13 protein-coding genes and 1 tRNA gene are annotated in these 19,057 nt (G+C 53.4%); 8 read left to right on the top strand and 6 right to left on the bottom strand.

Annotated features, from left to right (window positions below):
• Positions 1-473: 473 nt before the first annotated feature.
• From ACR0L3_RS19020 to ACR0L3_RS19005, 4 genes are all read left to right on the top strand, one after another.
• Positions 474-1,439, top strand: a complete 966-nt coding sequence (locus tag ACR0L3_RS19020) for an ornithine cyclodeaminase family protein (protein WP_480747352.1) — start codon at positions 474-476, stop codon at positions 1,437-1,439.
• Between the two features lie 375 nt (positions 1,440-1,814).
• A complete protein-coding gene (locus ACR0L3_RS19015) occupies positions 1,815-5,135 on the top strand; it encodes an adenylate/guanylate cyclase domain-containing protein (RefSeq protein ID WP_480747351.1) in 3,321 nt (1,106 codons plus the stop codon).
• A 283-nt stretch (positions 5,136-5,418) separates the two neighbouring features.
• Complete coding sequence (locus ACR0L3_RS19010; RefSeq protein WP_480747350.1) at positions 5,419-5,817, top strand: MerR family transcriptional regulator; 399 nt, start codon at positions 5,419-5,421, stop codon at positions 5,815-5,817.
• Between the two features lie 115 nt (positions 5,818-5,932).
• The gene (locus tag ACR0L3_RS19005; protein WP_480747348.1) at positions 5,933-6,295 is read left to right on the top strand and encodes a YybH family protein; all 363 of its coding nucleotides are present in this window, start codon (positions 5,933-5,935) and stop codon (positions 6,293-6,295) included.
• Positions 6,296-6,503: 208 nt separating this feature from the next.
• On the opposite strand, the gene ACR0L3_RS19000 is transcribed toward ACR0L3_RS19005, so the two are convergent.
• On the bottom strand, positions 6,504-7,580 hold the full coding sequence (locus tag ACR0L3_RS19000; RefSeq protein WP_480747347.1) for a DUF2652 domain-containing protein: 1,077 nt from the start codon (positions 7,578-7,580) through the stop codon (positions 6,504-6,506).
• Positions 7,581-7,794: 214 nt separating this feature from the next.
• Here ACR0L3_RS19000 and ACR0L3_RS18995 point away from each other — a divergent pair, with 214 nt between their 5' ends.
• The 3 genes from ACR0L3_RS18995 to ACR0L3_RS18985 all read left to right on the top strand — a co-directional run bounded on the left by ACR0L3_RS18995 (position 7,795) and on the right by ACR0L3_RS18985 (position 14,050).
• Positions 7,795-9,525: a tetratricopeptide repeat protein gene (locus ACR0L3_RS18995; protein ID WP_480747346.1), complete on the top strand. Its 1,731-nt coding sequence runs from the start codon at positions 7,795-7,797 to the stop codon at positions 9,523-9,525.
• A 307-nt stretch (positions 9,526-9,832) separates the two neighbouring features.
• Positions 9,833-12,433 carry a response regulator gene (locus tag ACR0L3_RS18990; protein ID WP_480747345.1) on the top strand — a complete coding sequence of 867 codons (2,601 nt, stop codon included), beginning with the start codon at positions 9,833-9,835 and terminating at the stop codon, positions 12,431-12,433.
• A gap of 3 nt (positions 12,434-12,436) precedes the next feature.
• On the top strand, positions 12,437-14,050 hold the full coding sequence (locus ACR0L3_RS18985) for an adenylate/guanylate cyclase domain-containing protein (RefSeq protein WP_480747344.1): 1,614 nt from the start codon (positions 12,437-12,439) through the stop codon (positions 14,048-14,050).
• Between the two features lie 11 nt (positions 14,051-14,061).
• Here ACR0L3_RS18985 and ACR0L3_RS18980 read toward each other — a convergent pair whose 3' ends face one another.
• The 5 genes from ACR0L3_RS18980 to ACR0L3_RS18960 form a co-directional block, all read right to left on the bottom strand.
• Positions 14,062-14,430, bottom strand: a complete 369-nt coding sequence (locus tag ACR0L3_RS18980) for a response regulator (RefSeq protein ID WP_480747343.1) — start codon at positions 14,428-14,430, stop codon at positions 14,062-14,064.
• A 446-nt stretch (positions 14,431-14,876) separates the two neighbouring features.
• A tRNA-Met gene (locus ACR0L3_RS18975) sits at positions 14,877-14,953 on the bottom strand.
• 83 nt (positions 14,954-15,036) lie between these two features.
• On the bottom strand, positions 15,037-15,999 hold the full coding sequence (locus ACR0L3_RS18970; protein WP_480747342.1) for an alpha/beta fold hydrolase: 963 nt from the start codon (positions 15,997-15,999) through the stop codon (positions 15,037-15,039).
• A gap of 238 nt (positions 16,000-16,237) precedes the next feature.
• Positions 16,238-16,723, bottom strand: a complete 486-nt coding sequence (gene bfr / locus ACR0L3_RS18965) for a bacterioferritin (RefSeq protein WP_480747341.1) — start codon at positions 16,721-16,723, stop codon at positions 16,238-16,240.
• A gap of 308 nt (positions 16,724-17,031) precedes the next feature.
• The gene (locus tag ACR0L3_RS18960) at positions 17,032-17,619 is read right to left on the bottom strand and encodes a ZrgA family zinc uptake protein (RefSeq protein WP_480747340.1); all 588 of its coding nucleotides are present in this window, start codon (positions 17,617-17,619) and stop codon (positions 17,032-17,034) included.
• A 166-nt stretch (positions 17,620-17,785) separates the two neighbouring features.
• Between ACR0L3_RS18960 and ACR0L3_RS18955 the strand changes: the two genes are divergently transcribed.
• Positions 17,786-19,057, top strand: coding sequence for an imelysin family protein (locus ACR0L3_RS18955; protein WP_480747339.1), 1,272 nt, complete (start codon positions 17,786-17,788; stop codon positions 19,055-19,057).

The following is a 19,057-nucleotide window of genomic DNA, read 5'->3' as shown; positions in this document are numbered from 1 at the left end:
AGAACCGTATTCCTTGGCTATCCATTGAGGACGATCTACCGCGAATTCGAACCGAAGACGATGCTGTCCTTTCTGAACGTTGGGCCGCCGCTGGTGAAGACAAGGGAGGGCCACCACGTCGAACAGCGGCCGAACGTCTTCGCTTCACTCAGATGAAAGTTAAATAGACTGATTTAGCACGCGCCGCTGGATTTCCATTGGTCTCGCGCCGATCCTCGCAGCTATTGTAGATGCACCATTTCTGTTATGCAGAAATATCAAGTTGGCCATCAGCAAACCGTAAATGCAGGAACGAGATAAAACGTCCGCTAAGCCTGCTCGGCGGACCTTAGTCCTGAGCGCAGCCAATGGCCGCATTGGAGCCCTTTTTGCCGGATTGCTGCTCCGCCGCGAATGCATGGTTTCCGACTTCGCGGATGACACTCACGCCCCCCATCCATTATCCTTCGCTTACGTAGTGAGGAGCAAATGCTATGGGCACTTTGATCGTTACCGAAGCCGAGTTAAGAAGTTGCCTTCCGATAGACCAAGGGGCACTCGAAGCAACCGAACTGTCCTTTTCATGGATTTCCGGAGGGCGCGTTTCGATGCCTCCGGTAATGCATATCGACATTGATGAAGATAGTGCCGTCGATACGAAAGGTGCATGTGTTGATGGTCTTGAGCATCTTGCGGTTAAAGTCGCCACCGGCTTCTTTCGGAATCCGCAGATCGGACTGCCTAGTTGCAGCAGTATTATTGCTTTGATTAACGCAAAGACTGGTGCCTTTGATTGTGTTTTTCTAGACAACGGGTACTTGATGAACCTGCGCACCGGACTTGCCGGTGCGGTGGCCGCCAAACATCTGGCACCCAAGAAAGTCACAACCGTCGGTGTGGTCGGCACCGGCGTACAGGCGCGATATCAGATCGAAAGCCTCGCCCTGGTGCGTGGGTTTGTCCGCCTGTTGGTTTTCGGGCGCAGTGCAGCGTCTGTTTCGAACTACTGCTCCGAAATGTCGGATAAGCTCGGAATTCCGGTAGAACCTTGCCAATCTCTCTTGGAGTTGGTGACCGCTGCGCAGATTGTCGTCACCACGACGCCTACGACAGAGTCTATCATCATGGCTGAGTGGCTCCACTCCGATTTGCACATCACTGCTATGGGGTCTGATCTGCCAGGCAAACATGAACTACACCCGAAAGTACTTGAGCGTGCGGAGGTTTTGGCTTGTGATGTGTTTGATCAGTGCGTGATAGGCGGTGAGCTCCAGAATTTGGGCGACGCCAGCAGAAAGATATTAGAACTTGGTGAGATCATTTCAGGAACGGAAAAATTTTCGCGACCAACCGGTGCCGTGACGATCTGCGATTTGACGGGAACCGGCGCACAGGACACTGCAATCGCCGTAGAAGCCTTTGACCGTGTAAAGGCCGCCAATTTGGGCACTTCGCTCTGAAAACTAGTAGAAGCGGACATCTGCCACCATGCACCGAACGGCAGCTACGTCCGTATAGCAGTCATTCACGCCGAGTGCAGCGAATGACCGTTCCAAGCCCAGAGCAGAAATACAGCTATCACTGGATACGGAACCGCACTAAATATTTATGTTACGATACCATCACGTTGTACCGACCCGATGCCGAAGGACCCGTCCCATCCAGAGCGACGAAGTCCTTGACCAAATTCGATACGGTGATTTTCAATGCTAAAAAAAGAGTTCAAGTGCGCGGAAATTGCGACTCAGTAAACCGCAACGACCAACCGGAGAAAGGGATGCATGCTGGTGCATCGCAGGCGATAGTTCTGCAGCCGCCGCACGCGAAAGGATCAAATGTCTGAAATCTCGCGCTGGCTAGAGAAACATGGCTTGTCCAAGTATGCTGGGTCGTTTGCAGAGCATGAAATCGAACTAGGTGATCTAACCGAATTAACGGACAAAGATCTCACTACAATCGGACTTCCCCTAGGTCCCAGGCGCCGTTTTATGAAAGCTGTTCGAGCTGAAGCAAAGGGAGAGACTTACCCGCACAACACTGCGTTAGGTCCCGCGATCGTCGCTGAGCGCCGGCAGCTTACCGTCATGTTTATAGATTTGGTTGGATCAACGGAAATATCCCAGCGCGTCGATCCGGAAGATTTGGCGGAAGTACTCCGACTGTTCAAAGAAACCTGCGCTGCGTCGGTGGCCGCTTTTGATGGCCACATCGCAAGTTACTATGGTGATGGGATAATGGTCTTTTTCGGGTTTCCTCATGCGCACGAAGATGACCCAGAGCGAGCCATTCGCGCAGGTCTTCGTATTATCGAGGAAATTCCAGCTATCCGCACTCATGCGAAACTGAATGTCCGAATTGGGATCGCAACTGGGTTGGTTGTTGTCGGTGACTTACGCGGTGAAAAAATGTTTGAGGACGGAACGGCGATGGGGGAGACGCCGAACCTGGCCGCACGTCTACAAGCAATGGCTGAACCCGGGACATTGATCGTCGCTCCCAATACTCATCATTTGGCGGGTGATGCTTTCGAATACGTTCTGCGTGGCGCATTCAAGCTTAAAGGTTTTGCCAGAGAGGTCGAAGCCTGGCAGGTGACAGGAGCACGGGAAACAGTCAGCCGTTTCATGGCAGAGGAAGACGAGTTACTGAACCCTTTGATCGGACGCGCCGCAGAATATGAAACCCTCAATGAAAAGTGGAAGTTGGCAAGTGGCGGTCAAGGACAAGTTGTGCTGGTGTCCGGCGAGCCAGGAATTGGCAAGTCTAGATTAGTCGAAGAATTAAGGCAGAGCATTCCGACGATGTCGCACACTCAAACGCGATATCAGTGTTCTCCCTACCATTACGCGAGTGCGTTTTATCCGGCCATTCGCCAAATTGAGAATGCTGCAGGCCTTCGTTCAGACGACAAAAACGAAGTGAAACTCAGAAAGATATCCTCTGTTCTAAGTGACCAGTCGGATCACACACTGAAACTGGCCGCGTCCCTACTTTCGGTTCCTTTTGAAGACCAATTGGGTGAACTGAATCTGACGCCACAGCAACTCATGGATCAGACCTTAGAAATGCTGTTGGGCAATCTGACTTCTCAGGCTGAGGAAAAGCCAGTGTTGCTCTTGTTTGAGGACGCGCATTGGATTGATCCGACAACTAAATTGTTGCTTGACCGAGTTGCTGATCGGATTCGTGACCTTCCAGTATTGGTCGTGATGACGTTCAGACCTGAATTTGACCCGGGTTGGGCATTGCAATCCAACCTTTCTAAATTGGTCTTGAAGCAATTGGACTTTCACCAGGTCAAAAACATTGTGGACGAAGTTGCAAAAGGGCATTCGATTTCTGACGAAATGTACAATGTCGTCGCTGCCAGATCCGATGGCGTCCCGCTATATGTCGAGGAAGTGACAAAAGATCTATTGGAATCAGGGGTTTTGACAAAAGGAAGGGACGCATACTCGAAGGGTGGGGCGTCCCCGGCAAGCTCGGTCCCAAGCACGTTGCATGATGCACTTATGGCGCGGCTTGACCGACTGAGTTCCGTCAAGGAGGTCGCCCAGATTGGGGCGGTTATCGGACCTCAATTTTCTTTTCCGTTGATCGCCAAGGTCGCTCGGATCAGCGACAAGGCGTTGCGCACGGGATTGGAACTTTTGGTCGACGCAGGCATTGTGACAGTTTCTGAAGAAGAAAACCTTGAAACTTTCAGCTATCGCCACGCCCTAATTCGCGACACAGCTTACAACAGTCTCTTGAGGAGCGAGCGCAGGGTCTTGCACGCACGTGTTGCGCGAGCGTTAAGTGGTAAATCGACCCATATTGGCGAAGCCAGTCCGGAAATACTTGCCCACCACTACACGATGGCAGGTATGAGCAAGGAGGCAATCGACCATCGCTATCTCGCAGGCCAACGCGCAGTCCAACGTTCTGCCAATATCGAGGCGAACACACAGCTTTCCTTGGCGATCGAGCAGTTGAGCCAACTGTCTCACGGTGTTGAGCGGGATCAGAAAGAAATTGAGGTTCAGGTTCTCAGAGCAGGTGTTCTACGATCGACTGCAGGAATAGCCGCCGATGAAACAGGGACCGTTTATGCAAGAATACGCGACTTGTGTGAACGGGTGGATGAAACAGAACATCTGTTCCCTGTTTTGAATGGCTTGTATTCCTTCCATTTGGTGCGTGCTGAGTATGATTTAGCCAGAAGTGTTGCAGCGCAGTTGCTGAATTTGGCAGATACAACGGGCGAGACACACCATCAGATGGTAGGGCATCGAGCCATGGGCGCAGTGCTGTTTCATATTGGAGAACTAAACCCTGCATACGAGCATTTGAGTAAAGCGCTAGAGCTTTACAGTCGGAAACGCGATGGGCACCTGGCCTACATATACGGTTCGGACCACGCAGCGATAACGTCGTGCTTTTTAAGCATGGCTGTATGGATGCGCGGTGCGCCAGACAAAGCACTTGAGATACAAAAACAAGCGGTTGCTGCAGCTCAAAAGCTGGAGCATGCGCACAGCATAGCACAGTCGCTAACTTACCTGTGCATGCTCTATCTTCTGCGCCGCGAACCTGGAAAAGTCATTGAAGCCGCAAATCAGTTGGAGGAACTGTCTTCAAAACATTCGTTCACCTTCATGTCGCTGACTGCAACGCTCTGGCGAAGCTGGGTGGATGCCTACCTTTCCCCTGAGCCCGAAAACATCCACGCATTGCGACAAGCATCGGAAGCGTGGTGGGCCAGCGGAGCTGGGAATTACAAACCTTTCTTTTTGACGATGATTGCGGAACTCACGTTGAAAACGGGTGATCGGGAAAGTGCCTTGCAGTTGTTAGCCGAGGCCCGCAGGTACCAAAGCCTTACAATCGAAGGATGGGCGCAAGCTGAGACCGACCGCGTTTATGCTCTCGCAATTTCTGAAAGTAGGTTCGCCGAAGTAGAGTTTTGTGAGGCTTTGAACACGGCAAAACGACAGCAGGCAAGGATGTACGAACTTCGGATTGTTGTAGACTACATCAAGAGTTGCCAAAAATTTAGACAGACCCCCACTCCCAACTTTGGCTTAAATGCTGTTTTAGAAACTATCACAGGAGGAGAGCTAACAGTCGACGTGAACAACGCCCAAAATCTGCTTGATCAGACTACTTTTGACTAACTCTCAAAAATTCAGAGCGGTGCAGTTGGGTAGATTGGGACTCATACTCGGAACTTAACTAGGTGTTCGTCTGTTTGAGCGTTCGACAGAAACTGTATCCAGGAGAATCCGACCCGCGTTTCTTCATAAGCCGCTTCCTGGCGAACAGTACTCAATTCCGCTCAATTTCTGCACTGCCCAAAAAGTGGACATTCTTGCCAGAGCAGCGAATGACCAAATCAGTGATGACCCAAACGGTGTATAAATCCTGTAGCCACTACAGGATCAAGCAGGACAATTTCATATGATTGCGATTGGAGAGGCTTCCCGGCAAAGTGGAGTCGGTATTGAAACCATCCGTTATTATGAACGCGAAGGAGTTGTGCCAAAACCCGAGCGCGCCTCCAACAATCGCCGTCTCTACTCGCAACGTGATGTTGGAAGGTTGCGGTTTCTGAGAAAGTGCCGGGATTTAGGATTCCCACTTGCAGACGCGAAGACGCTGCTCGACCTGTCAGAAGGCAGCAATGCAGACTGCCAAACCGTGAAGGAGATGGCAGAGCGTCATGTCTCCAATGTGCGTCGTAAGATCAAAGAGTTGACAGTTCTGGAAGCGGCGTTGAATGAACTTACTGCTAACTGCGATGGCGGAAACATATCCTGCCCAATGCTCTCCCAACTGAGGACAACAGATAGCCACTAAGGCCTCGGTCCAGACTTGCGGCGATGCGGCGCCCAAGGTTGAACACCAGAGATGAACATCAACCCGAGCTCCTGTGATAACCTGAGGGCACCAGCGAAAAACTCGGGAGTACACAATGTCGGATATTGATACTGTAAAGGCACTCGACGCCGCCATTATCGAAGGGATCAATGCAAAGGACGCAAGTAAGGCGACAGCACCCTATGCTGAAGATGGCGCGGCCATGCCGCCGGGTGCGCCGATAATGACAGGTCATACAGCCATTCGGGAATATTGGCAGGCAGCAATTGACGGCGGCCTGAGTAATGTTGTGACCAATCTGACCGACGCCCATATTGGCGGAGATTGTGCCGTTACTATGGGAACCCTGACGGGCTCGATGGGAGGGCAAAAACTTGCTGGGAAGTACGTTCTCTACTTCCGAAAAGGCGACGACGGCTGGAAGGTACAGCGCGACATCTGGAACTTCGACGCATAGAGTGTCGGCGATGGCTTAACGGTTAAATCTACTGATTTGTGCTGGCAGGTCGCATCCACCGAACTTGGCTTGCGTGCCGCGATTACGTCACCACTGTTTGCTTCGCACAACTGCTGGAGTGTAGCTTTTCATAGCCTACTCCTTTGATCAGGCAGCGCTGGGATCATCTACCAGTTAGATCTGTCGCCCGGCGTTAAGCCGCACGGTGCTATTTGGATTGGCTGAGTTGCTCATTCATGTCCGCAAAAGACACCGCCCAGAATTCCGCTAAAAACGCGGAACATTCCTGTTCGGAAATTTCCGAACGCGTGCCATCTGCTTCCGTTGCCATACCCATTGTGTAGCGCAGTTCGGTACCCTTATCTGTTTCTGTCAGATGGTAGGTCTCGGGAAAGCTGACATTGGGGCGCGCAGGGTCCAGAATGCGGGTGGAGAAATACTCAAAGGGTTCCCAATCCGTGACCCGATAAAAGAACTGGGCCATTTCATGCGCGCAATGATAGCCTGACCCCGGGCCAAGACGTCCCAAAGGGTTCTCCATCTTGATGTCGCTGACACTGTTCATCCATTTCAGCTTGTGTTCAGGAGCGACGAGGGCCTCCCACACGAGGCCAATGGGCGCATCGAAATGGTAGCGCAGGGTCCACACGCCATCTTCTTCTTCGAGAAAATCGCGCGGGCGATCAGCGCGCATCTTTTCCCATGATTTGGCCAGATCATAGACCTTCATTCCGACTTCACCAAAATGTTCTATTTCCTGGGAAAACGGCTCCATTATATCGCTAATATCCATGGCTTCTGCGGCCGCTTCGCTAAACAAGGCGTAGCTGTGAATGCCGGTGTGCTCGGCAACTTCCGTCTTGGTCAATCTGTGAACAAGAATGACATCGGCACCGGAGATGTCTTTGGTTGGCCCCAGTTGCATTTCATCGAACTGACCGTGATGGGCGATGATCTTGAGGTCCAGGCCGCCGACATTGGCGCATGCCCGGCACGGACATGTCGTGTTGGCGATTATATCCTGCCGTCTGAGGGTGAACGCGTTGTAGAGATTTTCGCAGATGGTGAGAAATGTCTCTCCTGACGGGAAATCCTGTCGTGTCGAATATGCCAGAACGGCATCGCCTTCGGTTTTCCAGAAGTGCAACGGGTCTCCGACCTGCTCAAGCAGAACGCTAAGAAGGGATTGCAGAATGGGATTTGCATGATCCATTTCCGAAGATGTCAGAAACTGAGTGTATCCGGTAATGTCGGCAATCAGCATATAACCTGTGTGCGTTGTCATTTGGCAGCCCCCCCGGTCCAAAGATCGCGTGCGCTCACCATAGATGAAAACATACTTAAACAACAAATATGGTCGGTTGCGCGAAGTGGTCCCGGTCTTCAGCCGCTGTCATCGAACCCTTGGCGTTCGCAGCCGAAATTGTAGCGGAGGCATTAACGTTTTATCCAAAACTACTGAAGTTTCCCATTCGCCGACCGTCGGCTATGCTTCATCCATGTTGAATGCCTCTGAACGACGGCTGACCGCTATTCTGGCTGCGGATGTAGCAAACTACTCCAAACTCATGGGGGAGGATGAAGCTGCCACATTGACCGCGCTGCGCCGTTTTCGGAACGACGTTCTTACTCCGGCAATTGGTGCGCATCACGGCAGGTTGATAAAAAGCATGGGGGACGGCTGGCTGGCTGAATTTCCCAGCGTGGTCAATGGCATAGAGTGCGCGTTGGCTATCCAAAACTCACTGACCGACGATCCCCGGATCACATTGAGGATGGGATTGCACAGCGGCGATGTGAGTTTTGCCGATGAAGACGTCTATGGCGACGGCGTCAACGTGGCCGCACGCCTTCAGATTCTGGCTGAGCCAGGTTCACTGGTGATTTCGGAAACTGCGCGGCGCAGCCTTGATGCCAGGCTTTCAGATCACTTCACCTGTCTCGGTTCTCAGAAACTAAAAAACATCGCAGAGCCTTTGGTCGCCTATGGTTGGGGAATGTCTGCATCAGCCATCCAGAGCTACCTTTTGGAGGTGCCGGAACGACCTTCGATTGCGGTTTTGGCCTTTGACAACGTGTCCCAAAACGCGGATCAGACCTTTTTTGCCGAAGGTATCGCCGAAGACGTGATTTCCGCGCTGTCCCGGTTTCACTGGTTCTTCGTGATCTCTCGAAATACGAGCTTTTCCTACCGGGGGCGCGCCATCGGGACAGAGCAAATCGCCCGCGATCTGGGCGTGCAATACGTTCTTGAGGGCAGCGTTCGAAGGGTCGGCAACCGGATTCGCGTCTCGGTAAAACTGATCGACGCCATTGCAAACCATTACGTCTGGACCGATCGATTTGACGGCGTGATTGAAGACATCTTCGATCTGCAGGACGAGATCACGCAGAAAATTGTGGGCGCAGTCGCACCTGAATATCTGACTGCAGAAATGCAACGCGCAAGGCGCAAGGTGGTCCCGCGGATGGATGCCTGGGAATTGTCTGCGCGCGCGCATTGGCATATCTCGCAGTTCACAAAAGCAGACGTAGCCGAAGCCCAGAACCTGCTCATGAAAGCCGTCGAGTTGGACCCGCAAAGCTCATTCGGGATGGCGGATTTGTCATTTACGCATCTGATGCAATGCGTGAACGGCTGGAGTGATGATCCTGACGCTTCCAAGGCCGAAGCGGTAAGTCTGGCGCAACGAGCGGTTTCGATGAATGGCCGTGACGCATATGCTATGGCCCTACTTGGTGCGGCGGATTTGTATTCAGGCCATCATCAGGACGCCGTAAGGATGTTGCGGGACGCCATAGCCCTAAACCCCAACGACCCCCATGCCTATGCTTTGCTTGCCAGATCTCAGGTTTATCTGGGAGACAGTAAAGAAGCTCTCGATAACATCAAGGCAGCGATCCGGCTCAGCCCGCGCGATCCTTTGATCGCTTTGTGGTACTCTATTCGCTCACTATGTGGTTTCGTGGCAGGCCGACACGAAGAAGCCATCAAATGGGCCGAAGCCTCAATCCGCGCCCAGCCAAACCGCAGCAGTTCTTATCTGGATCTTGCCGTGAACAATGCCCTTTGCGGCAAGCTGGATGAGGCGAGGCGGGCTGTTCTCGACCTAAAGCGTCTTGACCCTGGCGTCTCACTTCTGTTGGCAGAGCGCACACATCCCTTTGCGCGATTGGAAGATCACAAGCGCTTTCAACAGGGTTTGCGCACAGCGGGCTTGAACAGGTGAACGCGGTCAATCCTGCTACTCCTGCGGTTTTCGCTTCGCTCCAGCGCGCAAAAAAAGGAACTATCCGTCCCACCGCCTGGCGTCTTCCATTGAACACTTCCTTAGTCTTTCATCGTGCTACATGTTTTCAGAAGCATCAATTTGGATCTTTTGGCGTCACGGTAACCAGCGGAATAGTTGCGCCGTCAACATCAATCCAAAGACATACACAGACGGGCTGAAACGACCTTGTTTTGATCCCGCATTTCAATTCAACTGAAAACAGCGGCTTACTGACTTGCAGATCTCGCCTAATGGAGAGCGCAAAATGAATCAATCCGACGATCACAATGTGTCAGAACCGGATGGAACGAAACGGGCACTGGACCGGATCGTCGATGCCATAGACACCATTCCCGAAGGCTTTGCCCTATACGATTCCGATGACCGTTTGGTGTTGGCGAACGAGACCTATCGAAAGATGTTGTATCCGGGACATGAAGATCTAGTCAAACCGGGGATGACATTCGAACAGGTCGTTCGAAAAGCCTTATCTCTCAACGTGATCGCGGATGCGGTCGGTCGTGAAGAAGAATGGTTGGCGCAACGACTAAAACGCCACAACAACCCCCAAGGTACCCAGATGCAAAGTCGCACATCCGGGGGATGGATCAAGATCAGCGAGCGCAAGACCGGTGATAACGGAACGGTCGCTATCTACAGCGATGTCTCGGAACTGAAGAAGGTCGAAGCCCGCAATGCCGAGCTTGCCCAGATTCCGGAGGAAAACCCCAATCCGGTTATGTGTATCAGCAGTGACGGAAAGCTGCTTTTTGCGAACAAGGCCAGCGATCCCATGCTGGATGCGTTGGGCCTGAAAGTCGGGGCGGATGTCACCGAGGACTGGTTGGCCCGCGTCAGGAAGGGGCTGGAAGAAGACAAGCGGCAGGACTTTGAATGTCACGCCGATGGCATGGTCTACGCATTACTGCTATGGCCGGTGCCGGACGCCCGGCACGTCAATCTTTATGGGCGGGACATAACGCAACTCAAGCTGGCAGAAAAGCGGATGCGCGAATTGGCGCGAATTCCCGAAGAGAATCCCAACCCGGTTTTGCGCATCACCGATCAGGGCAAGCTTGTCTATGCCAACAGGGCAAGCGCGCCCTTGATCAAAGCGCTGCAGCTGAAGGTTGGCGACCGTGTGGGAACGGGTTGGCGCAAACGTGTCGCCAAGGGTTTGCGCGAAGATCAACGGCAGGATTTCGAGTATGAGGCCGGTGGTCTGATCTATGCCCTATTGCTGTGGCCGGTTCCGGAAGGTGGTTATGCGAATATTTACGGCCGGGATATTACCACCCAAAAGCAAGTGGAAAGCGAACTGCGCGTGGCGAGAGATATCGCCGAAACGGCCAACAAAACCAAAAGCACGTTCCTTGCCAATATGAGCCACGAACTCCGCACGCCGCTGAATGCGATTATCGGATACAGTGAGTTGATGCTGGAGGAAGCCATCGACCAGAATGACGAAGCAAATCTCAGCGATCTGCGAAAGATTCAATCTGCCGGGAAACACCTGCTTGCCCTGATCAACGACATTCTGGACCTGTCCAAGATCGAAGCCGGCAAAATGGAATTCGATCTGGAACCCTTCGACGTTTACCGGATGATCAACGACGTCAGCGCCACGGTGCAGCCACTGGCCGAAAAAAACGGCAACACGCTTGAGGTTTTGTGCCCCGAGGACATTGGCGAAATGATATGTGACCTGACCAAGATACGTCAGGCTTTGCTCAACCTTCTGTCCAATGCTTGCAAATTCACCGAAAACGCGAGGATCACGCTGTCGGTTCGTCGCCTGAGCGAGACAGATCAATTGGAATTTGCCGTGGCCGATCAGGGCATCGGCATGTCACCTGAACAGGCCGACAAGGTCTTTGAGGCGTTCACTCAGGCAGATTCGTCGACCACGCGCAATTATGGTGGTACCGGTTTGGGACTGTCGATCACCAGGGTCTTCTGCGAACAGCTGGGTGGCGGCATTCACTGCGCCAGCACTCTGGGTGAAGGATCGACCTTCACCATTCGTCTTCCAAGTATCTGCCGAGATCCGTCCACGGACCTGCCTCAGGACTCAGGGTATACCGAGGACGATTCAGACAGCGACCCGAATGCCCCGCTGGTTCTGCTGGTCGATGACGACCCGACGGTGCATGACCTTTTGGGGCGGCGGCTGCGCAGAGAAGGATACCGTGTTCTTGCCTCGACCAAAGGCGGGGAAGCTTTGGAGTTGGCCCGAGAGACCAAGCCCGACGCCATCACGCTGGACGTGTTCATGCCCGAGGTCGATGGCTGGGCCGTGTTGTCCAGGCTGAAAGACGATCCGGACCTGGCGGACATACCGGTCATTATGCTGACATTCGCAGAAGACCGCACACGCGGATTGTCGCTGGGTGCCAGCGAATATCTGGGCAAACCCATCGACACGGTCGAGCTCCTGAGCGCGCTGAACGAACATTGCCCGGCCCGGCCGACACCTCGGGCTCTGATCGTGGAAGATGAGGCTGCAACCCGTGAAATGATTTACCGTGTCCTCGGTAAGGATGGCTGGCAAGTTGAGCAGGCAGTGAACGGCTTGGACGCCCTTCAACGTCTCTCCAAAACCGTACCGGACGTCATCTTGCTGGATCTCATGATGCCTGAGATGGACGGTTTTGAGTTTCTGGCGGGGATGAGAAAGAACTCGGATTGGAAAGACATACCTGTCATCGTCGTCACCGCGAAGACCCTGTCAAACGACGACCGCGCGCGCCTGAACGGCTCAGTCCAGACGTTGATCAGCAAGGACGGGGATGAGATCGAAACCATACTCAACCAGTTGAACGAAATCCTGGCTACCGCCCGGCCTGCCTCCGCAGAGGAAACATAAGCTGTGACCGGCGACCCGAAAGACGAAGTACAGCACGCACAGGCAGTGTGGCTGGCGAATTTGCGTCAGAGCCTGATTTCTCCGGTCAGTGCCATTGTCGGTTTTTGTGAGTTGCTTCAAAGCGATGCCAAACGTCTGACGCTGAATGTGGTTGCCTCAGATCTGGACCGAATTTCCCAGGCGACGACGGAACTGAGCGCCTTGTTGGATCAGCTTCTGCACCCCGAGATGGCGATGAAGCTGACGGTCAGCGGCGATGAGGGCGTGAAGCGGCTGCGTCACGACCTGCGCACCCCGATGAACGCGATCAAAGGCTACAGTGAGATGTTGCTGGAGGATTTGGATGACCTGAACGCGGGGCATCTGGAGGCGGACTTGCTTGGGCTCCTCGAACATACCCACGCCCTTTTGCAACATATCGACAAGCTCGCGGCCTTGTCCGACGATCCGTCACACGTTGACTTCAAGGTCCCAGACGCACCGCAGGACGCCGCCGTGATGTTCGCAAATCTGGTTCAGAGTATGCGGCCCGTCGCCCCGATCGTCGATACGGCTGCATCAACCGGCAATATCCTGGTCGTCGATGATGTCGAGACCAACCGGGATTTGCTGGCCCGCCGATTGAAACGGGACGGCCATCAGGTTTGGACTGCCGGCGGAGGACACCCTGCCCTTCAAATGATGTCCCGGCATTCTTTCGATCTGGTTCTGCTTGATCTGATGATGCCGGATATCAATGGTTTCGATGTCCTGGCCCGATTAAAAGAGGATGACGCCCTTCGCGATATCCCCGTCATCATGATTTCAGCCCTGGATGAGATCGAAAGCGTCGCACGCTGCATTGAGGCTGGCGCAGACGATTACCTACCCAAGCCTTTCGACCCCATTTTGCTGCAAGCCCGGATCAGCGCCGCGCTCGAGAAAAACCGCTGGAGGGAGCGGGAACGCCATTACCTCGATCAGATGGAGACGGAAAAGCAAAAGTACAAAGACCTTCTGCACAGCATTCTGCCGCAACAGATCGTGACACGACTGAATGGCGGTGAGACCACGATCGCCGATCGCTACAACGACGTCACGGTCCTCTTTTCCGATATCGTCGGCTTTACAGAAATGTCGGCCCAGCTGCCACCGGCGCGTGTTGTGCATTATCTCAATCGGATTTTCTCGGGGTTTGACAAGACGGCGACAGAACTTGGCGTCGAAAAGATAAAGACAATCGGCGATGCCTACATGGTCGCCGCCGGATTGCCGGATGGTCGTGAAGATCATGCCGAAGTGATCGTCGAAATGGCGCTGAGGATGCTTGATCAGGTCAAGTCGTTAAACCTTGAAACGGATTACCCGATGCACATCAGAGTTGGTGTACATAGCGGGCCGGTGGTTGCAGGAATAATCGGGTCGCACCGTTTCCTGTACGATGTCTGGGGGGACACGGTTAATTTTGCCAGCCGTCTTGAGTCAACCGGCGCGCCGGGCCAGGTACAACTGTCCGAGGCCACCGCCCAGCAGGTCGGGCACCGCTTTGAAGTCTCTGGACCCGTCGATACAAGGATAAAAGGCAAGGGTCAGGTCAGAACCTACTATGTCACCCAACGCAAAACTGTTGTGGACTGAGCGGTTCTTTATCAGGACGCAGGTAGCAATTTCCCCATCTTTTCCAGCAAACGGCTCAGCTCTACAGGCTTGGTATCGAAGTCATCGCAACCTGCTTCCAGCGCTTTTTCCCGATCACTCGCCATCGCATGCGCAGTCAGGGCCACCACAGGGATCGAGGCTGTCTGGGGTGCGCCCTTGATGCGGCGCGTCGCTTCCCACCCATCAATCTCGGGTAGGCTCATATCCATCAAAATGATGTCCGGAGTTTCACTGCCCGCCATGGAAACGCCTTCCAACCCGTCCTTCGCGACAATGACATGAAACCCTTTGCGTTCCAACCGGCGCGACAGCATATCGCGGTTCATCTCGTTGTCTTCAACCAACAGAACTTTAGTCAAAACTCCCCCCTTGCGCCTCCGCGCATTATGAAAACCGATTGGCTCAAGAAGCTTCGAAACTTATGCTCGAAGGCCGTGCTCTGCCACTGGATCGTGCAAACCTACTGGTCGGTGCATTCTTTCATCAACTATTTACTACGCAATGAGTAATTGGCCGACTTAGGTCGACCCACCCCCTTTTGCCAATGATGGGTATGATCCGTAGCAATTTGTTGAGCGGCAGTTCGCTTTGTGAACAGCTGGGAGGTTAAATGACCGCTCTGCGATAAAAAGACCCTCAAATTTGCGCCTGCGGAGAACGTCAGCTTCCCGTCCTCGTGACGAATCCCAGCTCTTTTAGGCCGCAAAATTCGTCTGCTGTTACCCAAAATGTCACCCAAAGCATATTTGGAGTGCGTGCGAGTGGTGCGATTTTCGAGTGTCTATCTGATATTTATAAGAGAATTTGGTAGCGGAGGAGGGACTTGAACCCCCGACACGCGGATTATGATTCCGCTGCTCTAACCAACTGAGCTACTCCGCCATGAGTGAAAGGCGATTTAAGGGAGGGGTTGGGGCTGGTCAAGAGGGAAAACACTGTCAAAGACAGATTAATTTGCGCGATAATTAGGACGTTGCAGGCTCGGGATGGTTCTCTTCAACCACGCGACGGATGAAGGCTGCACAGAGCTCAGGTGCAGTGATCAAAATCATATGCCCTGCCCCTTCAAGTAATTCGTTGGGAAGACCGAACTGTAGCATGGTATCTCCCTGCAATTCGGGCGACAGGATCGCATCTTTGGAGCCGAATAGAATTCTGCCCGGCACGCTCAATTCACCGTAGCGCGCCATTTGCGCCGCGATAGAGTCATTGACTCCTACAACATCCTGCGAGCCTGTAATGAACGCAGCGGGTCGCAGACCCAATGCGCCGCCTGCGCGGTCCAGAAAGTCCGCTGGTGCAGGTTCTGGATCGAATACGGCACCCAGCGCGTACGGTGCGGTTTTGGCGGCCAACGGAACTGCCAGTGTATTGGCGATCATGCTCCGCAACCATTCTGCTCGGATCTCCAGCGGTTTAAAAACCTGCGGTGTTGAAGGCAACTCGTGCGTTAAAGGCGCCAGCAGGGCCAGCGCCTTGACCTTTTCGGGATGGTCTAACGCCATTGCCAAAGCCACCGCACCCCCCAAAGAGTGCCCAATCAATACCGCATCATTGACGCCCTTGGTGTCGAGAAATTCCTGAACCATTCTAGCTTGTTCTGGCAGGCGCCCCAAATCGGCGCTGTCGCGGGTCGAGTAACCGCAACCGGGGCGATCAATGGCAATGACATGGTATTCATCGGCCAACATATCGAGCAAAGCGTAGGTGAAGTGCTGTAGTTGCCCAGTCAGCCCGTGCATCATGACGATGGTCTGTTTTGCCGGATCGCCCTTCTGTACATAGTGAATGCTGCCGCCTTTCACGTGCGTAACGTTGCCAAGTTGCGGCACCCGTTTGAGGCCGTCGCGGGTCAGTTTTCTGGTCCAAAAGTTCATTCCAACTAGGAATAAGACGATCACAACTATGAGCGTTAAAACCGTATTCATTTCAGCGGTCTCGACCTTTGGCTATGGCAGGATGTGCGTGTTCAAGTCGGATGAGTCTAGTGCTGTTCTGATTGGGTACAAATCGAAGTGGTCATGCTTCCTGATAAGGATCAACCGGGTTGCCGGTGCGCCTATCGACGCGCTCAAGTATGCGACCGCTCGGCTATTTTGGTTGTTCGTTTTAAGGCGAGCGGGCTTGAATGGCGCCGCGCACGGCGCCAGTGAAAGGCCACGTTCATTAATCCGCGTCTTCCATCTTTGTCGCGTTGAGATGGGCAAAATGCTCTGCGCCAACACGGTCATAAAGATCAAGCTGTGTTTCAAGGAAATCGATATGACCTTCCTCATCCGACATGAGCTTTTCGAACAGGCCCATGGTCACATAGTCCCCTGCTTCTTTGCAGACATCTCGCGCCTCTTTGTATAGCGCTCGAGCGCTCTGCTCTGCTACCAGGTCACATTCCAGCGTTTCCCGGGGGTTTTGCCCTATGCGCAGCGGGTCAAGCTTTTGCAGGTTCGGGTGACCTTCCAAAAAAATGATGCGCTCAATCAGTTTATCCGCATGCTCCATCTCTTCGATGGATTCTTCGCGGCTTTTCTTGGCCATGCTGCCGAGACCCCAGTCGTCTTGCAGGCGATAGTGCAACCAATACTGACTGACCGCCGTTAGCTCATGACGAAGCGCTTTGTTGAGGTATTCAATGACTTTCTTGTCACCCTTCATCTTATTTCTCCTTGTTGGCTAACTAATTTTGGCAAAACGAAATCTCTTGTGGGTGGAGTATACTGCACTCGCAACAAGTCGCACTTGTTTTGTTGATTTCCGTTTCCGGCACCGCTTGAGTGGATATGCGGGCTTCATCACTGCGAGCCGGACCACGACGAGCCAGTCACACCAAAGTTAGGCTTCGGCACCACCCCGACGATAACGACTGACCGAATTTTTTCGACCTACGCCGTCACCCGTTATCGTTGAACACCACACCCTATACTCTGACGCGGAGCTAGGCCAAATTACCTACGCTAGTCCAACTAGAATGGAAAAACAGGCGCAACCCGAGTGACATTGTGAGTCCGTATCGCATCAGAACGATCAAAGCGGACGACAAGTTTTTCGGTACTTGGGAATCTGTCGAAATACGCACACCGGACAGCCTCGATAACTTCTATATTTCGGCATTCGATCTGATAGTCGGCCCAAAATTCGGCGTGATACTCTTGATCAGCCTCTGTGCTTTGCTCGAACTCTTCGGCTTGTAGAGTGACGTTTGCTGCTGTCGTTACACAGATTGCTTCGTCTGGCAGAAGAAATAATTCAAGAGGCTTAGACAAATCGGATATTGCTCTGGCAACCAATGCCCGATCGTCATCGCTATTCGCGGGTGCTTCGAAGCCAACGATGTCCGAAGCGGGGACAACAAGGGATAAATTAATATAGCCTTTTGAAACAGTTACATCCAAATGACCGGTTCCGTGAAAATGTGTGTTTTCGCTATTTGTTTGCGACAGAACAACCCCGGGGATCAGGGCAATTGCGAGAGCTAAGCATCTCATTTCTTGGAACAACCTACTTGGAATCACAAATTTTATTTTAGGATTTTTAGCCCACCGCGCAATCACTGCGCCTGTTGGAGCGCCCCCCAATTATGGGGAGGGTGAGGACCAAACACATTACCTGACAATAAAACTCAGGTTGACATAATTGACTAATTCACTCAGCTATTGCGCCGTACGCGTCTTTCTAAAGACGCCTCCCAATATGTTTCTGAAGGAAAGTGTCACCTCCATGACCAGATTTTTTGCCGGCGCCAGCATTCTAACTCTCAGCGTCGCTACTGCGGCCGTCGCAGCCGATGCGCCGTCCAAAGCCGATGTTTTGAACACTTACGCAAACATCGCCGAAGCGAAATACGATGACAGCCTGATCGCGGCTAAAACGCTGCAAGAGGCAGTGAACGCCCTGATCGCTGAACCGTCGGATGCTACATTGAACGCTGCCCGCGCCGCTTGGGTTGCCGCCCGCGTGCCGTATCAGCAAACCGAGGTCTACCGTTTCGGCAACGCCATCGTTGACGATTGGGAAGGCAAAGTGAACGCATGGCCGTTGGACGAAGGCCTGATCGACTATGTCGATGCGTCGTATGGCGGGCCCACTGACGAAAACGAATTCGCCGCGCTTAACGTAATCGCCAACGCTAGCTTTGAGCTGTCGGGCGAAACCATCGACGCCAGCGAAATCACCCCGGAACTGCTGGGCGAAACGCTGCACGAAGCAGACGGTATCGAGGCGAACGTCGCCACCGGGTATCACGCCATCGAATTCCTGCTATGGGGCCAGGATTTGAACGGCCACGGATCGGGCGCGGGTAACCGCCCCTATACCGATTATGCGCAGGGTGACGATTGCACCGGCGGTAACTGCGACCGCCGCGCCCAGTACCTGAGCGCCGCGACCGCTCTGCTTGTCAGCGATCTGGAATGGATGGCCGATCAGTGGAAAGAAGGCGGCGAGGCCCGAGCAGCCTTGAACGCGGATGAGGCCGCTGGCGTCAGCGCAATCCTAACCGGCATGGGATCACTGTCTTATGGTGAGCAAGCAGGCGAGCGCATGCGCTTGGGTCTGATGCTGAACGATCCAGAAGAAGAGCATGATTGCTTCTCGGACAACACCCACAACAGCCATTACTATGATGGTTTGGGCGTGCAGAACGTCTATCTTGGCAGCTACACCCGCATCGACGGTACGCCGGTTTCAGGCGCCTCGCTGTCTGATCTGGTGATCGCCTCTGACCCGTCTCTCGACACCGAAATGAAGGCCAAACTGGCCAACACCATGCAAGCTCTGGGTCGCCTGAAGTCGACCGCCGAAGCTGGCTTCGCCTATGACCAAATGCTGGAACGTGGCAACGAAGGCGGTGAGTTGCTAATCATGGGCGGCGTCAACGGATTGGTCGACCAGACCAAAACCATCGAACGCATCGTGAAAGTACTGGATCTGGATCAGATCGAGTTTGAAGGGTCCGACAGCCTGGATAACCCAAACGCAGTATTCCACTAA

The sequence above is a fragment of the Ruegeria sp. CK1 genome, assembly GCF_056536545.1.
This window is presented reverse-complemented; position numbering and strand designations above follow the sequence as displayed.

Bases quoted from the DNA above. Each gene is read 5' to 3' on its own strand.
- ACR0L3_RS18955 (WP_480747339.1), top strand. From the start codon at position 17,786: ATGACCAGATTTTTTGCCGGCGCCAGCATTCTAACTCTCAGCGTCGCT.
- ACR0L3_RS18970 (WP_480747342.1), bottom strand. From the start codon at position 15,999: ATGAATACGGTTTTAACGCTCATAGTTGTGATCGTCTTATTCCTAGTT.
- ACR0L3_RS18990 (WP_480747345.1), top strand. From the start codon at position 9,833: ATGAATCAATCCGACGATCACAATGTGTCAGAACCGGATGGAACGAAA.
- ACR0L3_RS19000 (WP_480747347.1), bottom strand. From the start codon at position 7,580: ATGACAACGCACACAGGTTATATGCTGATTGCCGACATTACCGGATAC.
- ACR0L3_RS18995 (WP_480747346.1), top strand. From the start codon at position 7,795: ATGTTGAATGCCTCTGAACGACGGCTGACCGCTATTCTGGCTGCGGAT.
- ACR0L3_RS19010 (WP_480747350.1), top strand. From the start codon at position 5,419: ATGATTGCGATTGGAGAGGCTTCCCGGCAAAGTGGAGTCGGTATTGAA.
- ACR0L3_RS19005 (WP_480747348.1), top strand. From the start codon at position 5,933: ATGTCGGATATTGATACTGTAAAGGCACTCGACGCCGCCATTATCGAA.
- ACR0L3_RS19020 (WP_480747352.1), top strand. From the start codon at position 474: ATGGGCACTTTGATCGTTACCGAAGCCGAGTTAAGAAGTTGCCTTCCG.
- bfr (WP_480747341.1), bottom strand. From the start codon at position 16,723: ATGAAGGGTGACAAGAAAGTCATTGAATACCTCAACAAAGCGCTTCGT.
- ACR0L3_RS19015 (WP_480747351.1), top strand. From the start codon at position 1,815: ATGTCTGAAATCTCGCGCTGGCTAGAGAAACATGGCTTGTCCAAGTAT.